Here is a 23,497-nt window from a genome sequence, read left to right as displayed (position 1 = left end):
GCAGCTGCGGCCGCCTGACCTCGTCCCTGGATCGCAGCGCTGCACGTGTGAGTGCGGCCGAAACGGACCGCACCCCGGCCGCGATGCTTACAGCAGATTGAACGTTGTTTCTTTCACATCTTCTGAATCCAGGCCGATCATCAGCTTGAACTCGCCGGCTTCGGCCGCAAATTGCAGTGAAGGATTGAAGAACTTCAGGTCTTGCTCCGTCACGGTGAAGCTCACGGATTTCTCTTCGCCCGGCTTGAGCATGATCTTCTGGAAGTTCTTCAGCTCCTTGACCGGACGGCTGAGCGAAGCGGCGACGTCACGCAGGTACAGTTGCACCACGGTCTCGCCGGCGACTTTGCCAGTGTTCTTGACCTGTACGGTGGCGGTGAGTTTGTCCTTGCGCGTCATCTTGTTGATCGACAGCGTGATGTCCGAGACGCTGAACTGCGTATAGCTCAGGCCGTAGCCGAACGGGAACAGCGGGCTGGTCGGCTCTTCGAAGTAGTTCGAGGTGTAGTTCGAATCGTTCGGGCGGTACGGGCGGCCGGTGTTCAGGTGGTTGTAATACGCAGGCACCTGACCGACGGAGCGCGGGAACGTCATCGGCAGTTTGCCCGACGGGTTGTAGTCGCCCAGCAGGACATCGGCCAGCGCGTTGCCGCCTTCGGTGCCGAGGAACCAGCTCTCCACCATGGCGTCGGCCAACTGGTTTTCTTCGCCCAGCGCCAGCGGCCGGCCGTTCATCAGCACCAGCACCAGCGGCTTGCCGGTGGCCTTGAGCGCGCGGATCAGGTCGCGTTGACGCCCCGGCAGAACCAGGTCGACGCGGCTCGCGGCTTCGTGAGACATGTTGCGCGACTCACCCACGACGGCGACGATCACATCCGACTGCTGAGCGACCTTGACCGCTTCGTCGATCATCTCCTGTTCCGGACGGCCGTCGATGTGAATCTTGTCGTCCATGTTGTTCAGGTAAGCGATGGCTTCCTGGTTGTCAGTCACGTTGGAACCGGCCGCGTAAAGCAGTTTTGCCTTGTCGCCCACGGCATTGGCCAGCCCGTCATAAGCGCTGACGGTCTGGCGCGCCAGACCGGCTGCCGACCAGCTGCCCATCATGTCCAGCGAGCTTTTGGCCAGCGGGCCAATGACGGCGATGGTGCCTTGCTTCTTGAGCGGCAGGGTGTTGCGCTCGTTCTTCAACAGCACGATGCTCTTGCGCGCGACGTCGCGGGCTTCTTCGCGATGCAGGCGGTTTTCCGCGTTGCGATCGGCGGGATCATCGACCGCAGCACCGATGCGCAGATAAGGATTGGCGAACAGACCCATGTCCCATTTCGCGCCCAGAACCTCACGCACGGCATTGTCGACTTCCTTGACCGACACTTCGCCGCTCTTCACCAGCGCCGGCAGTTCTTCGCCGTACGCCTTGTCGTTCATGCTCAGGTCCACGCCCGCCTTGATAGCCAGCTTGGCGGCCTCACGGAAATCTTTGGCGACCCCGTGATCGATCAGTTCCTTGATCGCGCCGTGATCGCTGACGGTCACGCCTTTGAAACCCCAATCCTTGCGCAGCACGTCTTGCAGCAGCCAGGCGTTAGAGGTGGACGGCACGCCGTTGATCGAGTTGAGCGCGACCATGACACCGCCCGCGCCGGCGTCGATGGCGGCGCGATAGGGCGGCAGATAATCCTGCTGCATGCGCACCGGGCTCATGTCGACGGTGTTGTAGTCGCGACCGCCTTCAACTGCGCCATACAGCGCGAAATGTTTGACCGCCGCCATGATGCTGTTGGGCGCTTGAGTGCTGGTGCCCTGAAAGGCGCGGGTCATGGTCGCCGAGAGGCGTGAAACCAGATACGTGTCTTCGCCGAAACCTTCGGAGCTGCGGCCCCAGCGGGCATCGCGTGTGATGTCGACCATTGGCGCGAATGTCATGTCCACGCCATCGGCAGCGGCTTCGATCGCCGAGACGCGACCGGCGCGGGTGACCGCGTCCATGTCCCAGGTCGAAGCCAGACCCAGGCTGATCGGGAAAATGGTGCGCTGACCGTGTACGACGTCGTAAGCGAAGAACATCGGAATTTTGCTGCGGCTGTGGGCAACTGCGGCGTCTTGCATGGCGCGGTTGTCAGGCAGGACCACGGAGTTGAATGTGCCGCCAATGCGTCCGGCGGCGATTTCCTTGAGAATTTCCGGCTTGGGCATCTCCGGACCGATGCTGATCAATCGCAGCTGGCCGATCTTTTCGTCCAGCGTCATCTGCTTCATCAGATTGGCGACGAACGCATTCTTGGCCTGGAGTGTGGAAAGGTTGCCCGCAGGGCTGGCGGCGTTCTCGGCCCAGGCCGACTGGCTGGCCAGACCGATGACGAGACTCAATAAACACAGCTTATTCATGAATGGTTTTCTCAAGGCGGTACCGGCAACTCGCGCGTAATACCGGTCAGCCATTTTTCAGGTGTCGAACCTTTGGTTTTTATTGTCGTCAGGACGGGGAAGTCGCTGAACTCCTGATCCTTATGAGCATCAGTAGCGCAGCGAGTTTTATCTGATTGCGGTCTGGCAATCCAGACCCCTGACAACGCGATGGGCAGGATTATGCCGGGGATCATCCGATTTGGCTAAAGTCATGTCTGACCGGAACCATTAATAGCGACAACAAGGAGCGCGCAGGCCATGCAAATAGAGCGTTACGGGCACATACGGGGCAGTCGTTACAATTTGTCACTGACATTGTTGATGTTCCTCAGCACCTTGTTGGCCGGCTGCGGCATCAACAATATTCCGACCTACGATGAACAGGTCAAAGCGGCCTGGGCGCAAGTGCAGAACCAGTATCAGCGGCGTGCCGATCTGATTCCCAACCTGGTGGAGACCGTCAAGGGCTACGCCAAACAGGAGCAGGACACGCTGACCGCTGTCATCGAGGCGCGCGCCAAGGCGACATCCATCCAGGTCGACGCCAACACTCTGAATGACGCGGCCAGACTCAAGCAGTTCCAGGACGCCCAGGGTCAACTGACCGGGGCGTTGAGCCGACTGATGGTGGTTTCCGAGCGTTATCCGGACCTGAAATCCAACCAGAACTTTCTGGCCTTGCAATCGCAGCTTGAAGGGACTGAAAACCGCATTGCCGTTGCCCGGCGCGACTTCATCGCTGCGGTGGAGAAATACAACACCGAAATCCGCACCTTTCCCGGTCGCCTGTGGCATTCGGTGATGTACAGCGATCTGCCGGTACGGCCCAATTTCGAAGCCACTGCCGCCGACGCCGACAAAGCGCCGCAAGTGAAATTCTGATGCTCGGGGTTCGGCGGCGTGGTGCGTGGCTGGCGATTCTGACGCTGTGCCTCAGTGTCTGCGCGCAGTGGGCGCAGGCTGACCTGACGTTTCCGCCGTTGAGCGGCCGGGTGGTGGACACCGCTGGCATGCTCGACACACCCGGTAAGGAACGCTTGTCCCAGATGCTGCGGGCGCATGAGGAGCTCAGCACCGAGCAGGTCGTGGTGGTGACGGTGCCGAACCTGCAGGGCTCGACCATCGAGGATTTCGGCTACCAGCTCGGCCGCTACTGGGGCATCGGGCAGAAGGGCAAGGACAATGGCGCGCTGCTGATCGTCGCCCGGGACGAGGGCAAGGTGCGTATCGAGGTCGGCTACGGCTTGGAGGACCGGCTGACCGACGCGCAGGCGTCGGTGATCATCAGCCAGATCATTACGCCGGCTTTCAGACAAGGCGATTTTGCTGGCGGGATCACCCGTGGCACTGAAGCGATCGTGCAGGTCCTCGGCGGCGATCCGCTGGCCGAACCGGCAGTTGGCGCCTCGGGCGGCGAAGAAGAGGTTTCGGACTGGCGAATCACGTTGCTGCTCTTTGCGTTGTTCGTGATTGCCGGCTACATCAGCATGCGCTGGGGCAACGGGATCGGCTTCATCGGTTCGGGCGGCTCGGGCGGCTTCGGCTCCGGCGGTATGGGCTCGGGCGGATCGAGCACGGGCGGAATGAGTGGCGGCGGTGGCAGTTTTGGCGGTGGCGGTGCCTCCGGTGGCTGGTAGTCGATAGCTCAATAAGGATGCGTGGCATGGCGTTACTCAATGAAGACGAACAGCGACAGGTGGCCGAGGCCATCGAAGCGGTCGAACGCGTCACCGACGCGGAGCTTGTGACCGTGCTGGCGGCCAGCGCCGACGATTACACCTATGTGCCGCTGATCTGGGCCGGGTTCATCGGAATGCTGTTGCCCGGTCTGATCAATTTCTATCCCGGCTGGCTCAACGCCAACGAACTGCTGGTGACGCAAGTGGCGACCTTTATCGCGGTCGCGTTCTTCTGCCGCCTGCCGGCCATCACCACGCGGCTGGTGCCCGCCGCCGTGCGGCACTGGCGAGCGGGGAGTCTGGCCCGGCGTCAGTTTCTCGAGCAGAACCTGCACGCGACGGTCAACGGCACCGGCGTGCTGATATTCGTCAGCGAAGCGGAGCGCTATGTCGAGATCATCGTCGACGATGGCATCGCGCGGCGGGTGGACGATCAGGTCTGGCGGTCGATGGTCGACACCTTCACCGGGCAGGTCAGAGAAGGGCGGATTCTGGAAGGGTTTCTGAGATGCATCCGCTCCTGCGGCGAGGTGCTGAGCGAAAGTGTGCCGGTCACCGATGCGCGCAATGAATTGCCCAATCGTCTGGTGGTGCTCCACTAACCGGCGAGCAGGCGCGCGCGTGGTTGCCTGGACGGGGGCCAGTCGATCCGGTCCGGTCTGCAGACCGGTCGGCAATTAAATCCACCACAATCGTCGGACACGCCTAAAATACCGGCCTCGCATTTTCGCTCCCGAGGCTTCATCCGATGTCCGCAACAGCTTCCGCCGTCGCTTCAGCGCCCGATCACCGCGCTCAGTTCCTCAGCCTGCTGGAGACCTGCCTGACGCAAAACTCGCTGATCAAGCTGGTACTGGCCAAGTATGTCGGGAATGAAGTGGACCTGCAGCGGATCATCATCAAACCGGTCACGGTGAAGGATCAGGCTTGCCTGTCATTCGTCTACCGCTACAAAACCCGGGACATCACCAAGAATCATCCGCTGACCGATGCTCAGGCGCTGATCGCCACGTTGATTCCCGATGCGTTCAAGAATGCGCACTTGCTTTCGCTCACCGATGAAGTGCAGCTGGAGTTCAGCAAGAAGGGCAAGAGCACGCTGTTCCGCAACAAGTCCGGGCAACAGCGCCAGGCGCCTGCGGCAGAACACGATCGCGAGAAGAAGCGTTATCTGGAGCTCAGCCGGCCGTTTCTGGTGGATCTTGGTGTCACCAACAAGCAGCACGAGCTGATTCCCGCGATGTCGCGCAAGTGGAAGCAGATCAACAAGTTCATCGAGGTGTTTTCCCACGCGCTGGCAACGTCGCCCATTCGGCTCGACCAACCGGTGACGGTCGCCGATTTCGGTTCGGGCAAGGGCTACCTGACGTTCGCCATCCATGATTACCTGAGCAACACGCTGCAGGCGCAAGGCAACGTGACTGGCGTGGAATTGCGCGAGGACATGGTTACGCTGTGCAACGACGCGGCGGCGCGGCTGGATCATCCGGGGCTGGTGTTCAAATGTGGCGATGTGCGCACTGTGGCGCCGAGCGAGCTGGACGTGATGATCGCGCTTCACGCCTGCGACATCGCCACCGATTATGCGATTCACACCGGCATTCGCTCCGGCGCCTCGATCATCATGTGCTCGCCTTGCTGCCACAAGCAGATCCGCTTGCAGATCCAGAGCCCCACGCTGCTCAAGCCGATGCTGCAATACGGACTGCACATGGGCCAGCAAGCCGAGATGGTCACCGATGCGTTGCGTGCGCTGTTGCTGGAAGCGTGCGGTTACGAGACCAAAGTGTTCGAATTCATCTCGCTGGAGCACACCAACAAGAACAAGATGATTCTGGCGGTGAAGCGCGCGACTCCGGCCGATCCCGCGCAGCTGCTGGCGAAGATTCAGGAGCTGAAAACCTTCTACGGCATTCAGGAGCAATGCCTGGAGAGCTTGCTCCAGGCGGACGGCCTGCTCGGCTAGATCCTCGCCGAGGTCACTGGTTTGGGCGCGATGACGGCGGTCTTGCGCCCGATGGCCAGGGTGACCACGACGCCCGCTGCGAAGATCCAGGTGATCGGGTCAATGTGCTCGCCAAAGAACAGCGCCGAGAACGCCATCGTGAAGAACAACTGGATCAGCTGGATCTGACTCACGCGCGCAATGCCGCCCATGGCAAGGCCGGCATACCAGGCAAAAAAGCCGATGAACTGCGAGAACAGCGACACGTAGCCGAATGCCCACCATGTGCCTGCCGAGATCGGTCCTTCATGCCGCGCGGCAAGATAGCCGACCGGAATGATCAGCACCGGAATCGAGATCACCAGCGCCCAGCAGATCACCTGCCAGCCACCCATCTGTTTGGCCAGTCGCCCGCCCTCGGCGTAGCCCAGGCCGCCGATCGCCACTGCGCCGACCATCAACAGATCGCCCGCCTGTAGATTGCCCGCGCCGCTGATCAACGAGTAACCGAGCACCAGCACGCTGCCCATCGCCGCGCACATCCAGAAGGCTTTCGACGGACGTTCATGCGACAGCCAGGCCGCGTAGATCGCAACGAGCAAGGGCTGCAGACCATTGACCAGCGCGCCGTGCGACGCCGGCAGGGTTTTCATTGCCCAGGCGGACAACACCGGAAACCCGATGATCACGCCCAGCGCCACGACCATCAGCGCCTTCAATTGCGCACGCGTCGGCCATTTTTCCCGGCGCCATAGCAGCAGCGCTGCCGCCGGGATCGCGGCGAACAACGCGCGGCCCAGACCGTTAAGCAGCGGGTGAATTTCCTGAACGACGATACGGGTCATGGGCAGGGTCAGGCTGAAGATCACAACGCCGATCAGGCCGAGGATCATTCCAGTGTTTTCACGAGAGGACATGGTAAGCGTGCCTTTCTTTTTATGAGTAAGAGCCGGGGTGGGAGAAGGCATTCATTCAGCCATAGATCGTCGCGAAAGCCCCTTAACAGCTGGCGACAGATTCATCCGTACACTTGCCGTTAATGAGGGAAGCGCCGTAATCGAGGATTTTTCAGCTGCAACCATTTGCAGCCCGGATCTTGGTGCAAAACTTGAATGCAATCTTGCTGCAACCGTTTGAAGGTCAAATGGGTGCCATCGAATTCAGCTAGGAGAACAATCGTGTCGGTCATCGGAAAGTGGGCGTTGCAAGGTGTCGTGGTGTTCCTGTTCGCATGGATGGCGACCGTAGCGGCTCAATGGTCATCCAGCGTTGTCAGATCGACCAGCAGCGACCGCCTGGCGGCGCTGAACAGCGTGCGCCTGTCAACGGAATCGATTGCTCAAAGCGTCAATAAAAAATCACCAGGCGAGGCCGTTGTGGTCGGCGCGCTGTCGGACGGTAACGAATAAGCGTCAGGGTTGGGAAGTTCAGAAGCATCCGGCTTCATCCTCAACAGAGCCGTCTTCGGGCGGCTCTTCCTCATCCGGTCCTGGCAGAACCGGCTTGCATGTCCCGCAGACTCACGCCTTCTTCTGTTCCAGCGTTTCCTTGAGTCGTCCTGTGGACACACTCAAATGCGGCTGGCCGAGCGGATGGGTCTTTGCATTGAAAAACTGCAGCTCAATGTGCTGGCCCGCGAACAGTGCGCTGTAATGGCGCTTCTGGTGCTGAATGAACGCTTCGCTGCGTGGCAGCACGGAAATCGCGACAGTCTTCGGTCGGGCTTGCAGGATTGCCTGCAGGATGTGTCGATCCTGCTTGCCCAATGAGTGACCGAAGATGCACAGCGCGCCGTCATGTTGCGCCAGTTGCGCGTGACAGAACGACAGGTAATCGGAGCTGCGGATGATCTTCATCTTGTCGTCGCTGCGTCCTTCGCAGACGAACAGTGGCACGTCGTCCAAGGCGTTCACCGCGAAACTGCCGAGCAGAGTGCTTTCCGAAGACATCAATTTGCGCGCCGTGCCGTCGAAGTTCTTCACCAGGTGCATGCCGCCGTGCAGATAGAGAATGCGTGTGGCATGGCTGTGGGTGCGATGAAGATTGAAGACCGCGTCTTCTTCGAACAGGTCGTCGAATGGCTGCGCCCCGTGCATCACCGCCCAATAGGCGAGCAGGTCGTAGTTGGTCGAGTAAACGGTCGCGTATTGGCTCAGCGCCGCGCTGAGGTGGGCAATCGTGCTGGTTTCCATGAGTCGCCACGGAATGTGCGCCGAACGAATACCGTGGATCAGCGCTTCCTTGATGGCGAAATAGCGATTGCGCGGAGAGGACGAGCTGATCGTCAGCGCCGCGTTCACCCGCATGGCGATCTTCAAGCCGCTCAGGACGGGCTCGAAATTTTCGGTCTCCATGGATTTGAACAACGCCAGTTCGGTCGGGCTCAGCGGCTTGTTGCGCGTGGTCTGTGCCAGTTCGAAGAGCGAATCGTAGGCAAAGTTCTTCCACACGGCCAGACTGGCGCCATTGCCCATCAACAGCCCCGAGCAGGGATGCGTGGTCTGCAGCGTGTTCCAGTCGGCCAGTTCGGCATCAAAATCCGTGAATTCCATCTTCTCGCTTCGCTTTCAGGTGAGCAGTACTGACTGGGCGCCAGAACGGAGTGGACTTATAGAAACCCAGGTCCGCGTTGTCAACGCTGCGGGGGACGGGTTGCCGCCCGGCAGATATTTCGAACCCACACATCGGACGTGCTTCTAAGCTTTGAACCCCGAATCCGGTTCGCTGCGAGGTGAGCATGAAAACCGATCCAGTGAATAGCACAGCGGCACAGAGTCCCGGTCCGCACCCAAGCCCCATGGAAAACTCGCGCAAGGATGCGACCCGCCAGCAGGCCCAAGAGTTCGAGCGGATAGAACACGCCAATGAGCAACAGTCCGAAACAGCCCCACCGCAGACCTGGAAACACCCGGACGACGGTAAGAGTCTGTCGGAGAGAGACGAGGAAATCCCCCTCAAGCCTTGAAGGCCATTTGTCTGGCGGTTGTCTGTAGAAGAATGCTCCGGCGTAAGGTTTTGCTTCCAATAACACTCTCAAAACGAGAGGGAGGTCACCATGCACAACGCGATGCTCAGTAAAACGCACTTCAACGGTTACGACGTCATCAACGTCAACAACGGCCCATGGCGGGTCTGCACCCACCATGATCGATTAGGTTCGTTCAGCACCCGCGAGGAGGCGATGGCCTTCGCGGCATCGTTGCCTGCTTACCAGGAGCGAACGGCGTACCGCGCTGCGGATGCGTCAGATGAAGCTGAAAAGCCACGAGCCAAGCACTGATCGACCAGAGCCCCGGGAAACCGGGGCTTTTTGTATGGACAGGTTTTTTGGCGGGTCATGGTCTCGCGCCTGTCACTCCCGGGCTGACCTGTCGTGGTCCCTTCATATGCAACACCCGTTTGCGCAGATTCATGCAAGGTGCACGATCCCCTGCCTCTCGCGCTCGACTTAACTCATTGTAATTACGGAAGAAAAACGATTGGCGCCCGGCGGCACGGTCGATGCAACCCACTTAGGGTACTTGCAGGATCGACGTCAGATCGGTCCACCATTCGTGAAGCCAGAGGAAATAATCATGAACGCTATCGACCTTCTCACCGCCGACCATGAACGCGTGAAGAGCATCCTGTCGCAGCTGAGCGAATCCACCGAACGTGGTGTGAAAAAACGCACTGATTTACTCAACAAGCTTGAGATGGAAATCACCATTCATACCAAGCTGGAAGAAGAGCTTCTTTATCCAGCCTTCAAGGAGGCCGGCGCCAAAGAGCAGGACATCATGTACTACGAAGCCAAGGAAGAGCACCGCACCGTTGACTCCCTCGTACTGCCAGACCTCAAGCAGACCGACCCGTCGACGCCAGAATTTTCAGGCCGGGTGAAAGTGGTCAAGGAGTTGCTGGAGCATCACATCGAGGAAGAAGAATCCGAGATGTTCCCGCAGGCGAAAAAACTGCTGGGCAAAGCCAAGCTCGAAGAGCTCGGCGCACAGATGGAGGCCATGAAGGCCCAGTATAAAAAGTCGCTGATGTCCGACCTTGCCGCATAACGCCGCGATGCACGCTAAAAACCCGGATCTGTTCCGGGTTTTTTTATGGGTGATTTCTGGAATGTCGCGTTGCGCCCGAGCGAACGTTTCTCGTGCTGTGAGGCCGAAGGAGTAATCGAGCCAGATGTTGCGAGCATGATAAAAATCGAACAAAGCGAATGTCGTCGACGGGCGTGGGGATTGGCATTTGTCGTCTGGTCAGTGGGTGCTGTAGTGGTTATCTGCTTGCACCGCAGTTTGCCTGAATCAGGATGGGGCGCGTGGCTGTCCTACCTCATGTACTTTCTGGAATTCTGGTATTTCCTGGCGCTTGGTGAGTTACACAGGTGCTTTTATATACTGCTGACCCGATCATCCGAATAGCGCGATGCGTCCGGGCAGCGGTCCTGTCGCTTGAAGTGGCGGATGCGGGTTTGATACATTTCGTCACAGACATTGCGCGAACCCGCGCTTTGCGTAAGCGTTAACGTCAACCAACGCAACCTTAGGACACGTCCGTCCTTAAGTTGCGTGGTTTTATGACGTCCTCTTCACCGGCCGCTTGTGTCGGTCATGTTTCAAACACCTTGTTTTTACTGATTCGTACTGCGCGGACTGCCGTCGATGCGCGCGCATCGAATATGGGTTTATCGCTCCAGTGCGACGAGAGCGTTTCAAGGTGTTCTCGAGTCATCGACGTGAATGACGCTTTTCCTGATTTTCCTTTTAAAGAGCACTTCTAATGTCTATCCAGCAAACACCTGGCCCAGTGTTGTCTGCCCACAACGCAGCCAAGATGGAAGCGGCGATGGCGGTGGGCAGTTTCGCCATCGGCACCGGCGAATTCGCGATCATGGGCCTGATGCCGGACATCGCCAATAACCTTCATCTAAGCGAGCCGCAGGTCGGACATGCGATCAGTGCTTATGCTTTAGGGGTGATGGTCGGGGCACCCTTGCTGGCCATTCTCGGCGCGAAGATGTTGCGCAAGCATTTGCTGATTTTATTGATGGTGCTGTATGCAGCGGGCAACGTAGCGACGGCGTTTACCGCCACCTTCGGAAGCCTGGTGGCATTTCGATTCATCAGCGGGTTGCCCCACGGCGCCTACTTCGGCATCGCTGCAGTCGTCGCTTCGAGCATGGTGCCAGCCAACAAGCGTGCCGGTGCAGTCGCGAGAGTGATGATGGGGCTCACGTTGGCGATGCTGCTTGGAAACCCTCTGGCGACGACTCTGGGGCAGTTCTTCGGCTGGCGCTCTGCGTTTGCGCTCGTGGGCGTCATTGCAATCGTCACCATTGCGTTGATATGGCTCTGTGTCCCTGATCGTCGAGACGAAGCCCGAAGCAATCCGCGTAAAGAGTTGCAGGCATTCAAGAAACCTCAGGTCTGGATGGCACTGTCCATTGCCGCCATCGGTTTCTCAGGCATGTTTTCGGTTTTCAGCTATCTGGCCCCGACGATGCTTGAAGTAACCCGGACGTCTCCGACGTTGATCCCGTTTGGTCTGGCAGCCTTCGGTTTGGGCGGCATCATCGGCAACATCGCAGGCGGCAAACTGTTCGATCGTCTGCAATTTCGCGCGGTGGGATGCGTTCTGCTGTGGTCGATTGCGGTGTTGACCTTCTTCCCGTGGGCGGCCCAGTCGGTCTGGGGAGTGATGCTCGGCATCGGTCTCGTCGGAACCATGATTGCTATGGCGGCACCCTTGCAGATTCGCTTGATGGATATCGCCCATGAAGCGCCCAGTCTGGCGGCGGCTTCAAATCATGCCGCGTTCAACCTCGCCAATGCCCTGGGGCCATGGTTGGGTGGAATGGCGATAACGGCGGGATTTGGCTGGACGAGCACGGGATATGTGGGCGCTGCCACTGCACTGGCAGGGTTGGCGATCTATCTCATCGCCCGACGAATGAAGGGCGGCGAATGACAGTGGTTGGATGACCATTTTGGAAGATGTTTGCGCGCACTTTGGGAAACTGCATATCGGTTTCCCAAGATGCGCTGATGATTTCATCTTCATGCCGCAAAGTCAGCTGTCAGGACATTCTGATCAGCGTTGAAATTGCGTGACTGCAGTGTGCAACTGACTGCAAGAGGGCTTCCAGAATCGAGAAGTAATACCGGCGTCGGGGTCAGCCAGGAATGCCAGTGAGGGGAAGAGCCAGAGGATGGAAACGAGGAGGAAAGGTGGAGCGGGTAGAGGGAATCGAACCCTCAACTAAAGCTTGGGAAGCTTTCGTTTTGCCACTAAACTATACCCGCTTTTTTCGTCTGTTTACTCACTGAACGGACAGGTCTGTCAGAACCCTCGTATCAGCTGTAAGAACGCTATGACGCTTTCAGCGGCTGACTTTGTACCAGATGCGGGCGGTGAATTGAAGCGTTAAATCGTCGGCGGGGAAATCCGCGTTGTTGCGCGAAGGGACAGGATTCATTCGTCGCCGCGAGTGACGGGCGTTGACGAATGAATCCGTTCCTTGAGACCTGCACGGTCAGATTGCAAATGCATGGTGCGTCTGTACCTGTCGATAGCGAGTTCTGCCGGGCTCGGGTGTCGGTGCGAGAAAGTCCATCAGGGCGTTTTGCGATTGCAGGCATGCCGCCTTGTGTTCCATGTCCAGGAAGTGGCCGGCGCCGTGGATCGTGGTGAAATGGCAATCGCGAATGTGGTGGGTAAACAACCGGGCGTCCAGTGCTGCGGTGTACTCATCCCATTCGCCGTTCATGAACAGCACGGGGACGTTGATGCGCTTGGCCGCTTTCAGTTGATGCTGGGTGTTGGTGTCCAGCACATGGTTGATGTGATGGTGCATCTGCGCATATTCATGCAGATCCAGCGAGCTGACGTGCTTGTAGTTGAAGCGCTTGAACAGCGATGGCAAGTGCTTGCCGATGGTGCTGTTGATCAGCGTGCCAACCTCGTAGCGGTCGAACGCGCCCAAGTGTTGCTGACCGCGTTCGAGGTAGTCGCGCATGGGATCGTTGATCACAGGCGAAAACGAACTGATCACGGCCTTTTCGATGCGCCTGGGCCGATGCGCGAGCGCGACCAGCGCGGCCGCGCCACCCCATGAAAACGACATGATGTGCTCGGCGTTGAAGTGGTCGATCAGCTCCAGCAGGATCTGGCCTTCTGTCTCCTTGGTGAGCGGTTTTTCATGAAGATTGTGGGGCTTGGATTTGCCCGCGTAGGGCTGATCGTAGAGAACCACATTGAATTGCGGATACAGGTTGCGGACGGTCTGGGCGAAAGATGCAGTAGTGGCCAGTGAGCCGTTGACCATGACGATGGTCTTTTCTGCGGCATCTGCGCGATAGAACTCCGTGTAAACTCGAAACTGGCCCTGTATATCAAGCACAGCGATTTCTGGCCTCATATCCATGTCTCCTGACGTAAAAACAGGTGTGCGCGCAACCACGTTGCACGAGTTTCGTGACAGGTAGGCATTTGCCTTGAAGGGGCCCCATGTCGGTCCGCAACGGTCTGTCCGACAGGTATTGTTATTGGCGGGCGGGTTGCCGGGCGCAGTGCCAGGGAAGGCATCTGCGGCGGCGAAATCGTTTTTTGGATGCACAGGTGACTCGCCGGTCACTTGTGGACCGACGTCTGGATTCAAGCAGGCGATCGGGTAACCCGCAAGTGCCGTTGGTGAATTGTCCGACACGATCTGCCCGGCGGTCGCAAGCCTTCAGATCAGCTGAATCTCTTCAGCCGTCAGTGGCCGGTACTCTCCGGGCGCCAGCGATGGGTCGAGCACCAGCGGCCCCATGCTTTCACGGTGCAGGCGCACGACCTTGTTGTCGTAATAACCGAACATCCGTTTTACCTGATGGTAGCGGCCCTCGACGATGCTGAGCCTGGCGCAGTGACTGTCGAGGATCGTGAGCAGCGCCGGCTGCGTGGTCAGGTTTTCGAACGCAAAATAGAACCCTTCGGCGAACTTTTCGAGGTAATGATCGCCCACCGCTTGCTCGGTCTCGACGTAGTAGACCTTCGGAAGTTTGGTGGTTGGCTGGGTCAGGCGTCGCGACCATTGGCCGTCGTTGGTGATCAGCATCAGCCCGGACGTATTGAAGTCAAGACGCCCGGCAATGTGAAGGTCGTGCTTGTCAGGCTCGTGCAGCAGATCGAGCACGGTCGGATGCTGAGGATCGGTGGTGGCGCTGACGCATCCGGGCGGTTTGTGCAGCATGAAGTAACGAGCGGGCTTGCCCACCTGCAATACTTCGTCGTCGAGCATCACATGGCTGAACTCACGCACCTCGTGCAGCGGATCCCGGACCGTGCAGCCATCGACCTGCACACGGCCAGCGAGCAGCGCGAGGCGCACGTCTTTACGACTGAAGCGGGGGAGGTTGCTGAGAAAGCGATCGAGGCGCATGGCTATGTTCGGCAGGCGAGCGTCATAGGGCCGGCAGGTGTTTATCAGCCAGCCCGGCGCATCGCGGACACAGGCATGCCTTGTCGCGCACCTCGTCAGGCAAGGCGGCGAGAACGGCGGGGTCGATGGTTTCGCTGAAACACCAGCAGGCGCGGTCCACCGTGCGTGGATCGGCCAGTGTGCAGCGATTGCTCTGGCCGCAGACCGGGCATCTGTCTGCGGCGGGGGATATCAGGGTCATGCCGGTTCCGCTGCTTCAGTGCATACCCGATTGCGGCCGCTTTGTTTGGCGCTGTAGAGCGCCTGGTCAGCGCGTGCGATCAGGCTTTGCAGGGTGTCGTCGGGATGCAGTTCGGTGAGGCCCAGGCTTACCGTTACTTGTAGGGCTGAGCCTGTGAACACGTAAGTATGTTGCTCGGCCAGCAAGCGAATCTTCTCGGCGACGCGTCGGGCACCGCTGATGTTGGTGTCCTTGAGCAGAATGATGAACTCTTCTCCACCCCAGCGGCAAATGATGTCGGTGTCTCGCAGGCAACGCCGGATGTCATCGGCAAATCCGCTCAGCACTTCATCGCCGGCCAGGTGGCCGTGGGTGTCGTTGAGCCGCTTGAAGTGATCCAGGTCCAGCAGCATCGCGGACAATGCTTTGTGCTCGCGACGCGCCTCGGCAATGGCATTCATGGCGATCCGGTCGAAGCCACGGCGGTTAGGCAGACCGGTGAGGCTGTCGGTCATCGCCTGGGTTTCGATGCGCAACTGGAATCGGCGCACGACCCGGTTGAGCAGAATCAGCACCACGATCATGACGACAAGGCAGATCAGCAGGTTCAGAAACAGGGAGCGGCGAATCTCGTTCAGCGCGCCGTTTTCGCGCTTGTCGACGAACAGGTACCAGTTCAACTCCGGAATGTAGCGCACGTTGAGAAAGTGCCCGTCATCGGTGGCGTCATATTGATAGCTGCCGCTGTGGGGCTTCGGCATCTGCCGATGCAGCTGCTTGAGATCCGGCAAATCACGCAGCACCTGACCGATCTTCGCGCCATTGGGGCCGCCTTCAGCGCCTGTCAGGACCAGCCGACCGAACGTGTCGACGAAATAGACACTGCGTTGATAGCGCTGCTGATAGCGATCGATCAGCTTGATCACGGCGTCCACCGTCAGGCCCACGCCGGTGGCACCAATGAAGTTGTCGTTGTAATCGAAGACCTTGTAGTTGATGAAAAAGGTCAGGTTGTCCTTGTTGGCCATGTCCGGATCGACGTTGATCTCATACGCGTCCCGCATGTCGCGCACGCGGTAATACCAAACGTCCCGGGGTTCATCGGCGCGGATTTTTTTCAGGACGCCCTTGGCCTGGTAGTAGGTCAGGCTCTGGTTGGAGACGAAGAAAGCGGTATACGCGCTGTAATGATCCATGACCTCCTTGAGATAGCGGACCATCTGCTGCGGATCTTTTTCACCCGCCACCACCCAGTCCCGCACGAACGTATCGCGGGCCATCATCGACGACAGCAGGACTGGCCTGACCAGGTCTTTCTGGATCTCCGAGTAGACCGTGTCGGAAGTCAGCGGCAATTCGGTGTTGACGATGCTGTCGCGTATGGCGTCCCTGGAGGCGAAGTAACTCAGCAAAGACGTTGCCAGAAAGCCGCTCCCCAAAAGGATCACCAACGTCAACAGCAGGGAGCGTTGTGAATGGAGCGTGGAACGAAGGGGCATGACCGATCCGCTTGAATGATTAATCCGTTAAGCCGGACATGCTAGCGTGCGGCCACTGTTTTGCGCCATGGGCGTTTTCAGTTTGCGACGGAGCGGATCAGGGCGTTATCGGCGACGACCCCGGCGGCGCGACGAATTCCGGCGCCCGACCCAGCAGCGAGCTGAGCGCAGAACAACGGCAATGCAGCAGCAGGATTCTGTCGTAATGAATGCCGCAGCGATGCAATTCGGCGAACAGATCCTCAAGGCTCGGGTTGGGCATGCCGAACCGGTTGCGCACGGTCATCACGTCCATCGCCACGGCAGGCAGATCACTGCCGGGCGAGGGCTGGTGAGAGTTGCGCACGATATGGCTGATTTGCCTGTAGCTCTCGTAGCGATCACTCTGGAATTTGGCCAGTGTGTAGTTTTTGATGCGCCCTGCCAGCGGCGTGCCGGCCATGAGGATGTCGGCATCGGGGGCGCCAGGCAACTCGCCGGTACGCGGTCCTGGAAGTGTGTGCGTGTCATTGAGCATCGAGTAAGGCGCCACCTTCTGACTGACCACTCGATGCAGCGACGGGTCGACCAGCGAGTGACCATGGGGCGCGTAGGTCCTCAACTCGGTGCCGTTGGGAACGGCGCTTGTGCGCGACCAAGGCAAATAATAGCCGTGGCTGCTGACCACCAGCGTGCGCGCCTGTCGGTGTTCGGAAGTCCAGAGCAGAAACCGCCGGCCGAGTTTCCAGGCTCGCACCGGTTCGGTCCCGAACGTCGCGTTTCCGGCCACGGTCCAGGTCTTGAGTGGGCCAAGGTCGTTGAAAAACGGCTTGAGGATTGTCTTGCGTGATGCCGTGCTGCGCTCGAGCCAGCTGTTGAAACCGCGCGACGGAGGGACCGGCACCGCTTGCCGCGTCAGCGGGTTCGAGACGCTGATCCCCCTGAATGCCCGCAGCAGTCGGGGTGTGGCCGGTCCCATCTGCAGCAACCCCAGCGAGAGAATGGCGAACAACACCTGCCGACGCTCCGCCTCGCGATCCCCCGGCAGACGAGCGGCCTGGACATGAAGCGCGAGTGTGGCGGCGCCTGCGGTCAGCGACGCAATAGACGCCGCGGGGATGAGCAATGCCAGCGGTGCCAGCAGCAACTGCAATCGCTCAGCCAGTCGGGTCCAGTTGCGCAGCGCCACCTCCCTGTCGGTCACGATGCTGTCCTCTGCGTCGTACTGGCTGTTGCGTTGCAGGCCCTGACAGATGAAGGCTGCCGGCGGCCCGTCCACCTGCATCTCGCACAGCGTGTGTTGTCGGGCTTTGTGAGTATGTGGGCGATAGAGGGGTTCAAGCCATGGACGCAGAACGGAAACCGGCTCCGGTGGCTGTCTTGTACCGGCCCACAGCTCGAGAATGTACGTCAGTCTGGCGTGATGACGCGCCGGCATGTGGTTGAGCAACGTCCGGCGCCACTGCTCGTCACCGGCTGCATGCGCGAGGTGAGCGGTCAGTTGTCGCGGATCGCGAAACTCCATGAACGGTTGTTTCTGGCCGGCCTGAAACAGCAGGCCGCCCGGTCGATCCTTGTGGCGCAGCAGCAACAGGCCCACACAGGAAGGGCAGTCACTTTCGGCGGGCAGTCCGGTGCTGACATAAAAGCCTAACGTGCTCCACTGCAGCGAGGCGTGTGGCGTCTGGCATTCGGCCGCTTGCATGGCCGCCGTCAGCAGGTTGAAACCGTCAATCGAGAGACCGCCGCTTTTCAGGCTCACGAGCGCCTGGCCAATCAGGGTTGAGCACAAGGCGCGCTCTGTCGCTTCGCGCTGACCGCGCCAGAAGCGCTCGAGCCGGCGATGCATCAGGGACAGCAGATCGACGCTTGCGAGGCAGGTGTCGACTTCGTCTGCATGGATGGGCAGTTCATTCCGGCTTGTCCAGTGGCCTTCAGCGCTCGGGTCCGCGTACACGACCCAGCGTCCGCCGTGGTCGTCATAGCCTTGCGGGGCGCGCAGCCGCAGGTTGTCCACCAGTGCCTGATCCAGCGCGACAGGTGTTTCGTCAGGGGTGAACATGACATTGCTGGCCGCAATGGACGGACGCCCCCATGGTGTCGTCGACGTGCCGCGCAGATAGCGGATGAACACCTGCCGTGGGTCCAGATTCAGGTCATATTGGTGCTTGAGCCACTTCCTCATTATCCGGTTGGCCAGTTTCAGCGGCGTCGGCACACGCTGCGGCATCTGCGCGGGGTCGTGCCAGTGGTTCAGCGCGCCGATCAGCGTCAGCGCCGGCAGGATCGGCATCACCACACAGTCATCCTCGTCGGTGGTGTCGTTTTCAAGAAGTTCGTGGGCGTCGCCCGACTCGAGTCTCGCTGTGCAGAACGCCTCCTGCGCGCGCTGCAGCAGGGTGAACACGTCGTCCACCGGTTCTGTCAGCGTGAGCCCTTGTTCGAAATCGCCGGGCTGCAGATGCAGCCGATGCCACTCGGACGCGTTGAGCGCATCCAGAACGCTCTGCGCGCGCCACGGCGCGTCGTCGCTGATGTATTCGCGGCATTGCGGATGCTGGCCGAGCACATGAACGTAGCAGTGGCCGGTGTGTCTGGCTTTCAGGTGAAACACGCCAGGAATGATTCTGCCGTTCAGCGCGATCCCGCAGACCGAGGAGCCGCGGCGTCGCCTGCCCTGACGCAGCTGCGCCACTGTGCGCGGAAACGCGTCCAGACCCAACACATCGAGCGCGAGAGCGTAGCCTTCCTTGTCGATGCGTTTACGTGCTCCCAGTCGGCACAGACCGTCGAGAAACGACAGCCTGGCGAGCGTTTGCCAGGTGTCGCGATGGCGCGCCCAGAAATGGCTCAGGGTCTGCTCGTACTCCAGCGTCCAGCGAGCGCTGATGAGCTGTCTGAAGAACGCGTTAATGGTAAAGCCGGGAAGATCATCCCGCAGCACGCGATCGGGCTCGGCACAGCGCTTGAACGCGAGGAAGGCGGCAGGGTCCAGAACAGCCCGGCCCAGTTGCCGCAGGGACAGTCGTCGTTCGAAACGCTCCTCCCCGTTGCTGTGCACTTCAGGCGCGTGGTCGGTGCTGAAACCGATGTGGATCGCGTCGAGATCAAGCGTCTGGCCATACTCATCTCGCAAGCCGGCCTGCAGGCAGCGGTCCAGATGGTCGTGGATCGGAGGGGGCAATTCGAGGTCCAGTTGCCAGGCGCGCAAAACCGTGACCGATCCGACCAGCAGCCTGGCGACGGGGCTGGCGGACAGCTGCGCCAGGCGCCTGTGATTCAGGGTGCGCGGCGCATCGGCTTGCGGCTTGGAGGGCAGCACGGTTTCAGGCCGGGCCAGTTCTTCGAAAGGCGGGGTGCCCGAGAACGCAGGGTCCGGCAGGGCGTCATTGATGTTGAAGTTCAGGCCGTTCAGGGCAGAAGGGTGGATGCTGTCGTTCATGAATACTGCGCCACGTGAAAAGACCCTCACTATGGCGCGGTAAGCCCGTCGAAAGGCGCTAACTATTTATGGCGCCTGCGACGGTTTTTTGTGCCTGCGCTCGGGCCGGCCGACGGGCGTGGCGGTCAGATCGACGCCTCCAGCACCACGACCCGTTGACCTGAGCGGACGGCGGAGCCGGGCTGCACACGGATTTCGCTGACGATGCCGGCAACGGGCGCCAGCACTGGAATCTCCATCTTCATCGACTCCAGTACCACCAGTGTTTCCCCCGCTTCGACGCGCTGGCCGACGTTGACCTGAACCTGCCAGAGATTGCCGGCGATATGGCTGTCCACACTCATCAGCCCGGCCTGCAATTGCGCTTCTTCGCAGGACTCGGCCACCGCTTCCTCGCTCTCGAAAGTCGCCTGACCGTTGGCAATCCAGCGCTCGCGCTCGGCGTTGAAAGCGCCTTGCTGCTGAGCGCGAAACGCCGCGATGCTGTCGGCCTCGTCAGCCAGGAACGCCTGATAGTCCGCCAGATTGAGCGTGCTGTGCTCGATCTGCAGCGGGTAACGTCCGAGCGGGAAGTCGCGACGGATTTTGAGCAGCTCGTCGGCGCTCACCGGGTAAAAACGGATCTGGTCGAAGAAACGCAGCAGCCAGGGTTTGCCATCGAACGCTTCGACGGCGCGGTAGCGGTTCCACATCTGCAACGTGCGGCCTACGAATTGGTAGCCTCCCGGACCTTCCATCCCGTAAACGCACATGTAGGCGCCGCCGATGCCGACCGAGTTCTCGGCGGTCCAGGTGCGCGCCGGGTTGTACTTGGTGGTCACCAGCCGATGGCGCGGGTCCAGCGGCGTGGCGACGGGCGCGCCGAGGTAGACATCTCCCAGCCCCATGACCAGATAGCTGGCGTCGAACACTGTACGTTGCACTTCGTCCAGGTTCGGCAGGTCGTTGATGCGACGGATGAACTCAAGATTGCTCGGGCACCACGGCGCATCCTTGCGCACGGTCGTCATGTACTTCTCGATGGCCAGCTGACAGGCCGGGTCGTCCCACGACAGCGGCAGGTGCACGATGCGCGAAGGCACCTCAAGATTCTTGCTGGCGCAGACGCCGTCCCATTCACCCGCGACGACAGCGAGGAGTTCGGTCAGCGGCAGTTGCTCGGGCTGGTAATGCACTTGCAGGGAGCGAATGCCCGGCGTCAGGTCGATCACGCCCGCAAGGCGCTTGCCTTCCAGCGCCTGCATCAGCGCGTGGCCCCGAAAACGCAGCACCAGGTCCAGCTCCGGCGCGCCAATCTCCAGCAACAGGTGCGTATCGCCGGACAGGCGAGCGACGAGGCGCGTGTCGGCGACACCAATGTCCAACACAATCGGCGAGGTCAGCGCCGCTCCCTGTACGAGCGCGCTTGCCCGCGAAGAGGCCGGTACATCCATTGCATCTCTGGCGGCTGATCCATCGTCATCGCGGGCAAGCGCGCTCCTACAGGACTGAGGATTGGACGCGATATCAGAGGCGTCATCCACGCCGCTGCAAAAGGCTGTTCGCGCGGCTTCGAGGCTGACGGGGTGAAACCGGACTTTATCCCCCGCCTTAAGCTGCCCCAATTGCCACAGATCGGCCTCGATGATGGTCACCGGGCACACGAAGCCGCCCAGGCTCGGGCCGTCCGGGCCAAGAATCACCGGCATGTCGCCGGTGAAATCCACTGCCCCGATGGCATAAGGATTGTCGTGGATATTCGAGGGGTGCAAACCGGCTTCGCCGCCGTCAGCGCGCACCCATTCAGGTTTCGGTCCGATCAGGCGGACGCCGGTGCGGCTGGAGTTGAAATGCACCTCCCAGTCGGTGTCGAAAAATGTCTTGATGTAGGCTTCGGTGAAGTATTCCGGCGCGCCGTGCGGGCCGTAAATCACCCGGATGTCCCGCACCGTCGGCAGATCGGCGATCAATTCGGCGGCCAGTTGCTGACCGGCGCTGCGGTCCACCAGCGGCGCGAGATGAAGGACATCACCGGCACGCAACGCACGTCCCCCGTGTCCACCGAACTGACCCAGTGTGAACGTGCTCTTGCTGCCCAGATAATCCGGCACATCCAGCCCGCCGCGCAGACACAGGTAACTGCGCGCGCCGGCGCCGGCGATCGTCCCGAGCGACAAGGTCGAACCGGCCGGAACCCGCAGCGATTGATTCATCGGCTGCGCTTTGCCATCCAGCGCCACCGGGATCACCGCACCCGTCACCGCCACGACCGCGTCGGTATTGAAGCGCAGCATCGGCCCGCTCATGGTGATTTCCAGCGCGGCGCAGCCTAGCGGGTTGCCCAGCAAGCGATTGCCCAGGCGCAGCGAGCGGCTGTCCATCGGCCCTGACGGTGGAACGCCGACTGCCCAGTAGCCCAGGCGCGCCGGATAGTCCTGAACACTGGTCTGGGTGCCACCGCTGATGACTTCGAATGTGTCGGCGCGGTACACCAGACCTTCCAGGCAGCGCGTCCACGGCTGGCCGCTGGCGAAGGGCGCATCGTCGATGATCTGGCGCAGATAGTCGCGATTGGTTTCGACGCCGTACAGGCGCGACTCGCTCAACGCCTTCGACAGCCCGGCACTGGCCGCTGCCCGATCAGGCGCCCAACTGATGACTTTGGCGATCATCGGATCGAAGAACGGCGGGATCTCGCAACCGGCTTCGACCCACGTGTCGATGCGCAGCTGTCGACCATCGGCGGGCGGAAACTGCACCGAAGTCAGCAGGCCAGGGCTTGGCTGAAAATCCCGGCCCGGATCTTCGGCGTACAGGCGTGCCTGAATCGCATGACCGTCCGGTTTGAGTTTCGCAGCCAACTGCGGCAATGGCGGCAGATCACCGGCCGCCAGTTGAATCATCCACGCCACCAGATCGACGCCCCAAACCTGCTCGGTGACGCCGTGTTCGACCTGCAGCCGCGTGTTCACTTCAAGGAAATAAAAGCGCTGATCATCGCTGTCAAAGACGAATTCGACCGTGCCCGCGCTGCGATAACTGACGGCTTTCGCCAGTTGGATCGCTGCGGCGCACAATTCATCGGCCATGCCGGTGGGCAGGTTTGGCGCGGGGGTTTCTTCGAGCACTTTCTGGTTGCGCCGCTGCACCGAACAATCCCGCACGCCCAGCGCAATGACATCCCCCTGACCATCGCCGAATACCTGAACCTCCAGATGACGAGCGCGCTGAATATACTTCTCCAGAAACACGCCTGCGTCGCTGAAGTTGTTCTGCCCCAGACGCTTGACCGCCTCGAACGATTCGCTCAGCTCGCTGGCGCTGCGGCACACGCGCATGCCGATGCCGCCCCCGCCCGCCGTACTTTTCAGCATCACCGGGTAGCCGATCGCCGATGCTGCGTTCAGGGCCGCCTCGACACTGTCGAGCAGTTCGGTGCCTTCGAGCATCGGCACGCCATGCTGTCTGGCCAGCGCGCGGGCGGTGTGCTTGAGCCCGAACACGCGCAGTTGCTCAGGCGTCGGACCGACGAAAGCGATGCCCGCGTCTTCACACGCTTGTGCGAACGCGGCGTTTTCGGAAAGAAACCCATAGCCTGGGTGAATGGCTTTGGCGCCGGTGGATTGCGCGATGGCGAGAATCTTGTCCACCGCCAGGTAAGTCCCGGCCGCGCCGCCTTCGCCGAGGCTGTGGGCCTGATCGGCTTCGAGAATATGCAGGCTGGCGGCATCGGCTTCGGAATAAACCGCCACGCCCTCGACGTTCAAGGTGCGCAGGGTGCGCAGAATGCGGCAGGCGATGGCGCCGCGGTTGGCGATCAGCAGTGTGTCGAACATGGCATTGACCCTGGAGACCGACGAGCATCGATCCCGAACTGGGGTAGCGGGCCGTCCCGCTGTGGTACTGGTTGCGCGAAGGCCGTCCCTCGCGCC

At 60.5% G+C, this 23,497-nt stretch carries 18 protein-coding genes and 1 tRNA gene; 9 read left to right on the top strand and 10 right to left on the bottom strand.

Annotated features, from left to right (window positions below):
- Window positions 1-87 precede the first annotated feature (87 nt).
- Window positions 88-2,388 carry a beta-glucosidase BglX gene (gene bglX, locus BMZ10_RS11215; RefSeq protein ID WP_093461509.1) on the bottom strand — a complete coding sequence of 767 codons (2,301 nt, stop codon included), beginning with the start codon at window positions 2,386-2,388 and terminating at the stop codon, window positions 88-90.
- A 342-nt stretch (window positions 2,389-2,730) separates the two neighbouring features.
- Between bglX and BMZ10_RS11210 the strand changes: the two genes are divergently transcribed.
- From BMZ10_RS11210 to BMZ10_RS11195, 4 genes are all read left to right on the top strand, one after another.
- Entirely contained in the window at window positions 2,731-3,291 is a 561-nt protein-coding gene (locus BMZ10_RS11210) for a LemA family protein (protein WP_371265965.1), read from the top strand.
- The gene (locus tag BMZ10_RS11205; RefSeq protein ID WP_093461503.1) at window positions 3,291-4,046 is read left to right on the top strand and encodes a TPM domain-containing protein; all 756 of its coding nucleotides are present in this window, start codon (window positions 3,291-3,293) and stop codon (window positions 4,044-4,046) included. Before BMZ10_RS11210 ends, BMZ10_RS11205 begins: the two co-directional genes overlap by 1 nt.
- Window positions 4,047-4,072: 26 nt before the next feature.
- Window positions 4,073-4,690, top strand: coding sequence for a TPM domain-containing protein (locus BMZ10_RS11200; RefSeq protein ID WP_093461500.1), 618 nt, complete (start codon window positions 4,073-4,075; stop codon window positions 4,688-4,690).
- Window positions 4,691-4,836: 146 nt separating this feature from the next.
- Window positions 4,837-6,054, top strand: coding sequence for a class I SAM-dependent methyltransferase (locus tag BMZ10_RS11195; RefSeq protein ID WP_093461497.1), 1,218 nt, complete (start codon window positions 4,837-4,839; stop codon window positions 6,052-6,054).
- Here BMZ10_RS11195 and BMZ10_RS11190 read toward each other — a convergent pair.
- Window positions 6,051-6,950 carry a DMT family transporter gene (locus tag BMZ10_RS11190; RefSeq protein ID WP_093461493.1) on the bottom strand — a complete coding sequence of 300 codons (900 nt, stop codon included), beginning with the start codon at window positions 6,948-6,950 and terminating at the stop codon, window positions 6,051-6,053. The genes BMZ10_RS11195 and BMZ10_RS11190 overlap by 4 nt on opposite strands.
- A gap of 261 nt (window positions 6,951-7,211) precedes the next feature.
- Between BMZ10_RS11190 and BMZ10_RS11185 the strand changes: the two genes are divergently transcribed.
- Complete coding sequence (locus tag BMZ10_RS11185) at window positions 7,212-7,442, top strand: hypothetical protein (protein WP_093461489.1); 231 nt, start codon at window positions 7,212-7,214, stop codon at window positions 7,440-7,442.
- A gap of 111 nt (window positions 7,443-7,553) precedes the next feature.
- Here the strand turns inward: BMZ10_RS11185 and BMZ10_RS11180 are convergent, their stop codons facing one another.
- The gene (locus tag BMZ10_RS11180; RefSeq protein WP_093461486.1) at window positions 7,554-8,585 is read right to left on the bottom strand and encodes a DUF4917 family protein; all 1,032 of its coding nucleotides are present in this window, start codon (window positions 8,583-8,585) and stop codon (window positions 7,554-7,556) included.
- 185 nt (window positions 8,586-8,770) lie between these two features.
- On the opposite strand from BMZ10_RS11180, the gene BMZ10_RS27420 reads away from it, so the two are divergent.
- The 4 genes from BMZ10_RS27420 (at window position 8,771) to BMZ10_RS11165 (ending at window position 11,991) form a co-directional block, all read left to right on the top strand.
- Window positions 8,771-8,998, top strand: a complete 228-nt coding sequence (locus BMZ10_RS27420; RefSeq protein WP_143070284.1) for a hypothetical protein — start codon at window positions 8,771-8,773, stop codon at window positions 8,996-8,998.
- 90 nt (window positions 8,999-9,088) lie between these two features.
- Window positions 9,089-9,313: an SPOR domain-containing protein gene (locus tag BMZ10_RS11175; protein WP_093461483.1), complete on the top strand. Its 225-nt coding sequence runs from the start codon at window positions 9,089-9,091 to the stop codon at window positions 9,311-9,313.
- 295 nt (window positions 9,314-9,608) lie between these two features.
- The gene (locus BMZ10_RS11170) at window positions 9,609-10,082 is read left to right on the top strand and encodes a hemerythrin domain-containing protein (RefSeq protein WP_093461480.1); all 474 of its coding nucleotides are present in this window, start codon (window positions 9,609-9,611) and stop codon (window positions 10,080-10,082) included.
- A 721-nt stretch (window positions 10,083-10,803) separates the two neighbouring features.
- Window positions 10,804-11,991 (top strand): MFS transporter, encoded by a 1,188-nt coding sequence (locus BMZ10_RS11165; protein WP_093461477.1) that lies wholly within the window; start codon window positions 10,804-10,806, stop codon window positions 11,989-11,991.
- Window positions 11,992-12,252: 261 nt separating this feature from the next.
- Here BMZ10_RS11165 and BMZ10_RS11160 read toward each other — a convergent pair.
- From BMZ10_RS11160 to uca, 7 genes are all read right to left on the bottom strand, one after another.
- Window positions 12,253-12,326 (bottom strand) — tRNA-Gly (locus tag BMZ10_RS11160).
- A gap of 230 nt (window positions 12,327-12,556) precedes the next feature.
- Window positions 12,557-13,441 (bottom strand): alpha/beta fold hydrolase, encoded by an 885-nt coding sequence (locus BMZ10_RS11155; protein ID WP_093461475.1) that lies wholly within the window; start codon window positions 13,439-13,441, stop codon window positions 12,557-12,559.
- A 312-nt stretch (window positions 13,442-13,753) separates the two neighbouring features.
- Window positions 13,754-14,446 carry a pseudouridine synthase gene (locus BMZ10_RS11150; protein WP_093461473.1) on the bottom strand — a complete coding sequence of 231 codons (693 nt, stop codon included), beginning with the start codon at window positions 14,444-14,446 and terminating at the stop codon, window positions 13,754-13,756.
- 22 nt (window positions 14,447-14,468) lie between these two features.
- Window positions 14,469-14,687 carry a cysteine-rich CWC family protein gene (locus BMZ10_RS11145; RefSeq protein WP_093461470.1) on the bottom strand — a complete coding sequence of 73 codons (219 nt, stop codon included), beginning with the start codon at window positions 14,685-14,687 and terminating at the stop codon, window positions 14,469-14,471.
- On the bottom strand, window positions 14,684-16,165 hold the full coding sequence (locus tag BMZ10_RS11140) for a sensor domain-containing diguanylate cyclase (protein ID WP_093461467.1): 1,482 nt from the start codon (window positions 16,163-16,165) through the stop codon (window positions 14,684-14,686). The genes BMZ10_RS11145 and BMZ10_RS11140 overlap by 4 nt, the downstream gene beginning before the upstream one ends.
- 97 nt (window positions 16,166-16,262) lie before the next feature.
- A complete protein-coding gene (locus tag BMZ10_RS11135) occupies window positions 16,263-19,586 on the bottom strand; it encodes a dermonecrotic toxin domain-containing protein (protein WP_093461464.1) in 3,324 nt (1,107 codons plus the stop codon).
- Window positions 19,587-19,711: 125 nt separating this feature from the next.
- Window positions 19,712-23,401 carry an urea carboxylase gene (gene uca, locus BMZ10_RS11130; protein WP_093461461.1) on the bottom strand — a complete coding sequence of 1,230 codons (3,690 nt, stop codon included), beginning with the start codon at window positions 23,399-23,401 and terminating at the stop codon, window positions 19,712-19,714.
- Window positions 23,402-23,497 lie beyond the last annotated feature (96 nt).

The organism is Pseudomonas sp. NFR16, assembly GCF_900108875.1.
Classification (GTDB): Bacteria; Pseudomonadota; Gammaproteobacteria; order Pseudomonadales; family Pseudomonadaceae; genus Aquipseudomonas.
The sequence above is the reverse complement of the archived record's forward strand: the minus strand, read 5'-3'. Positions and strand labels throughout refer to the sequence as shown.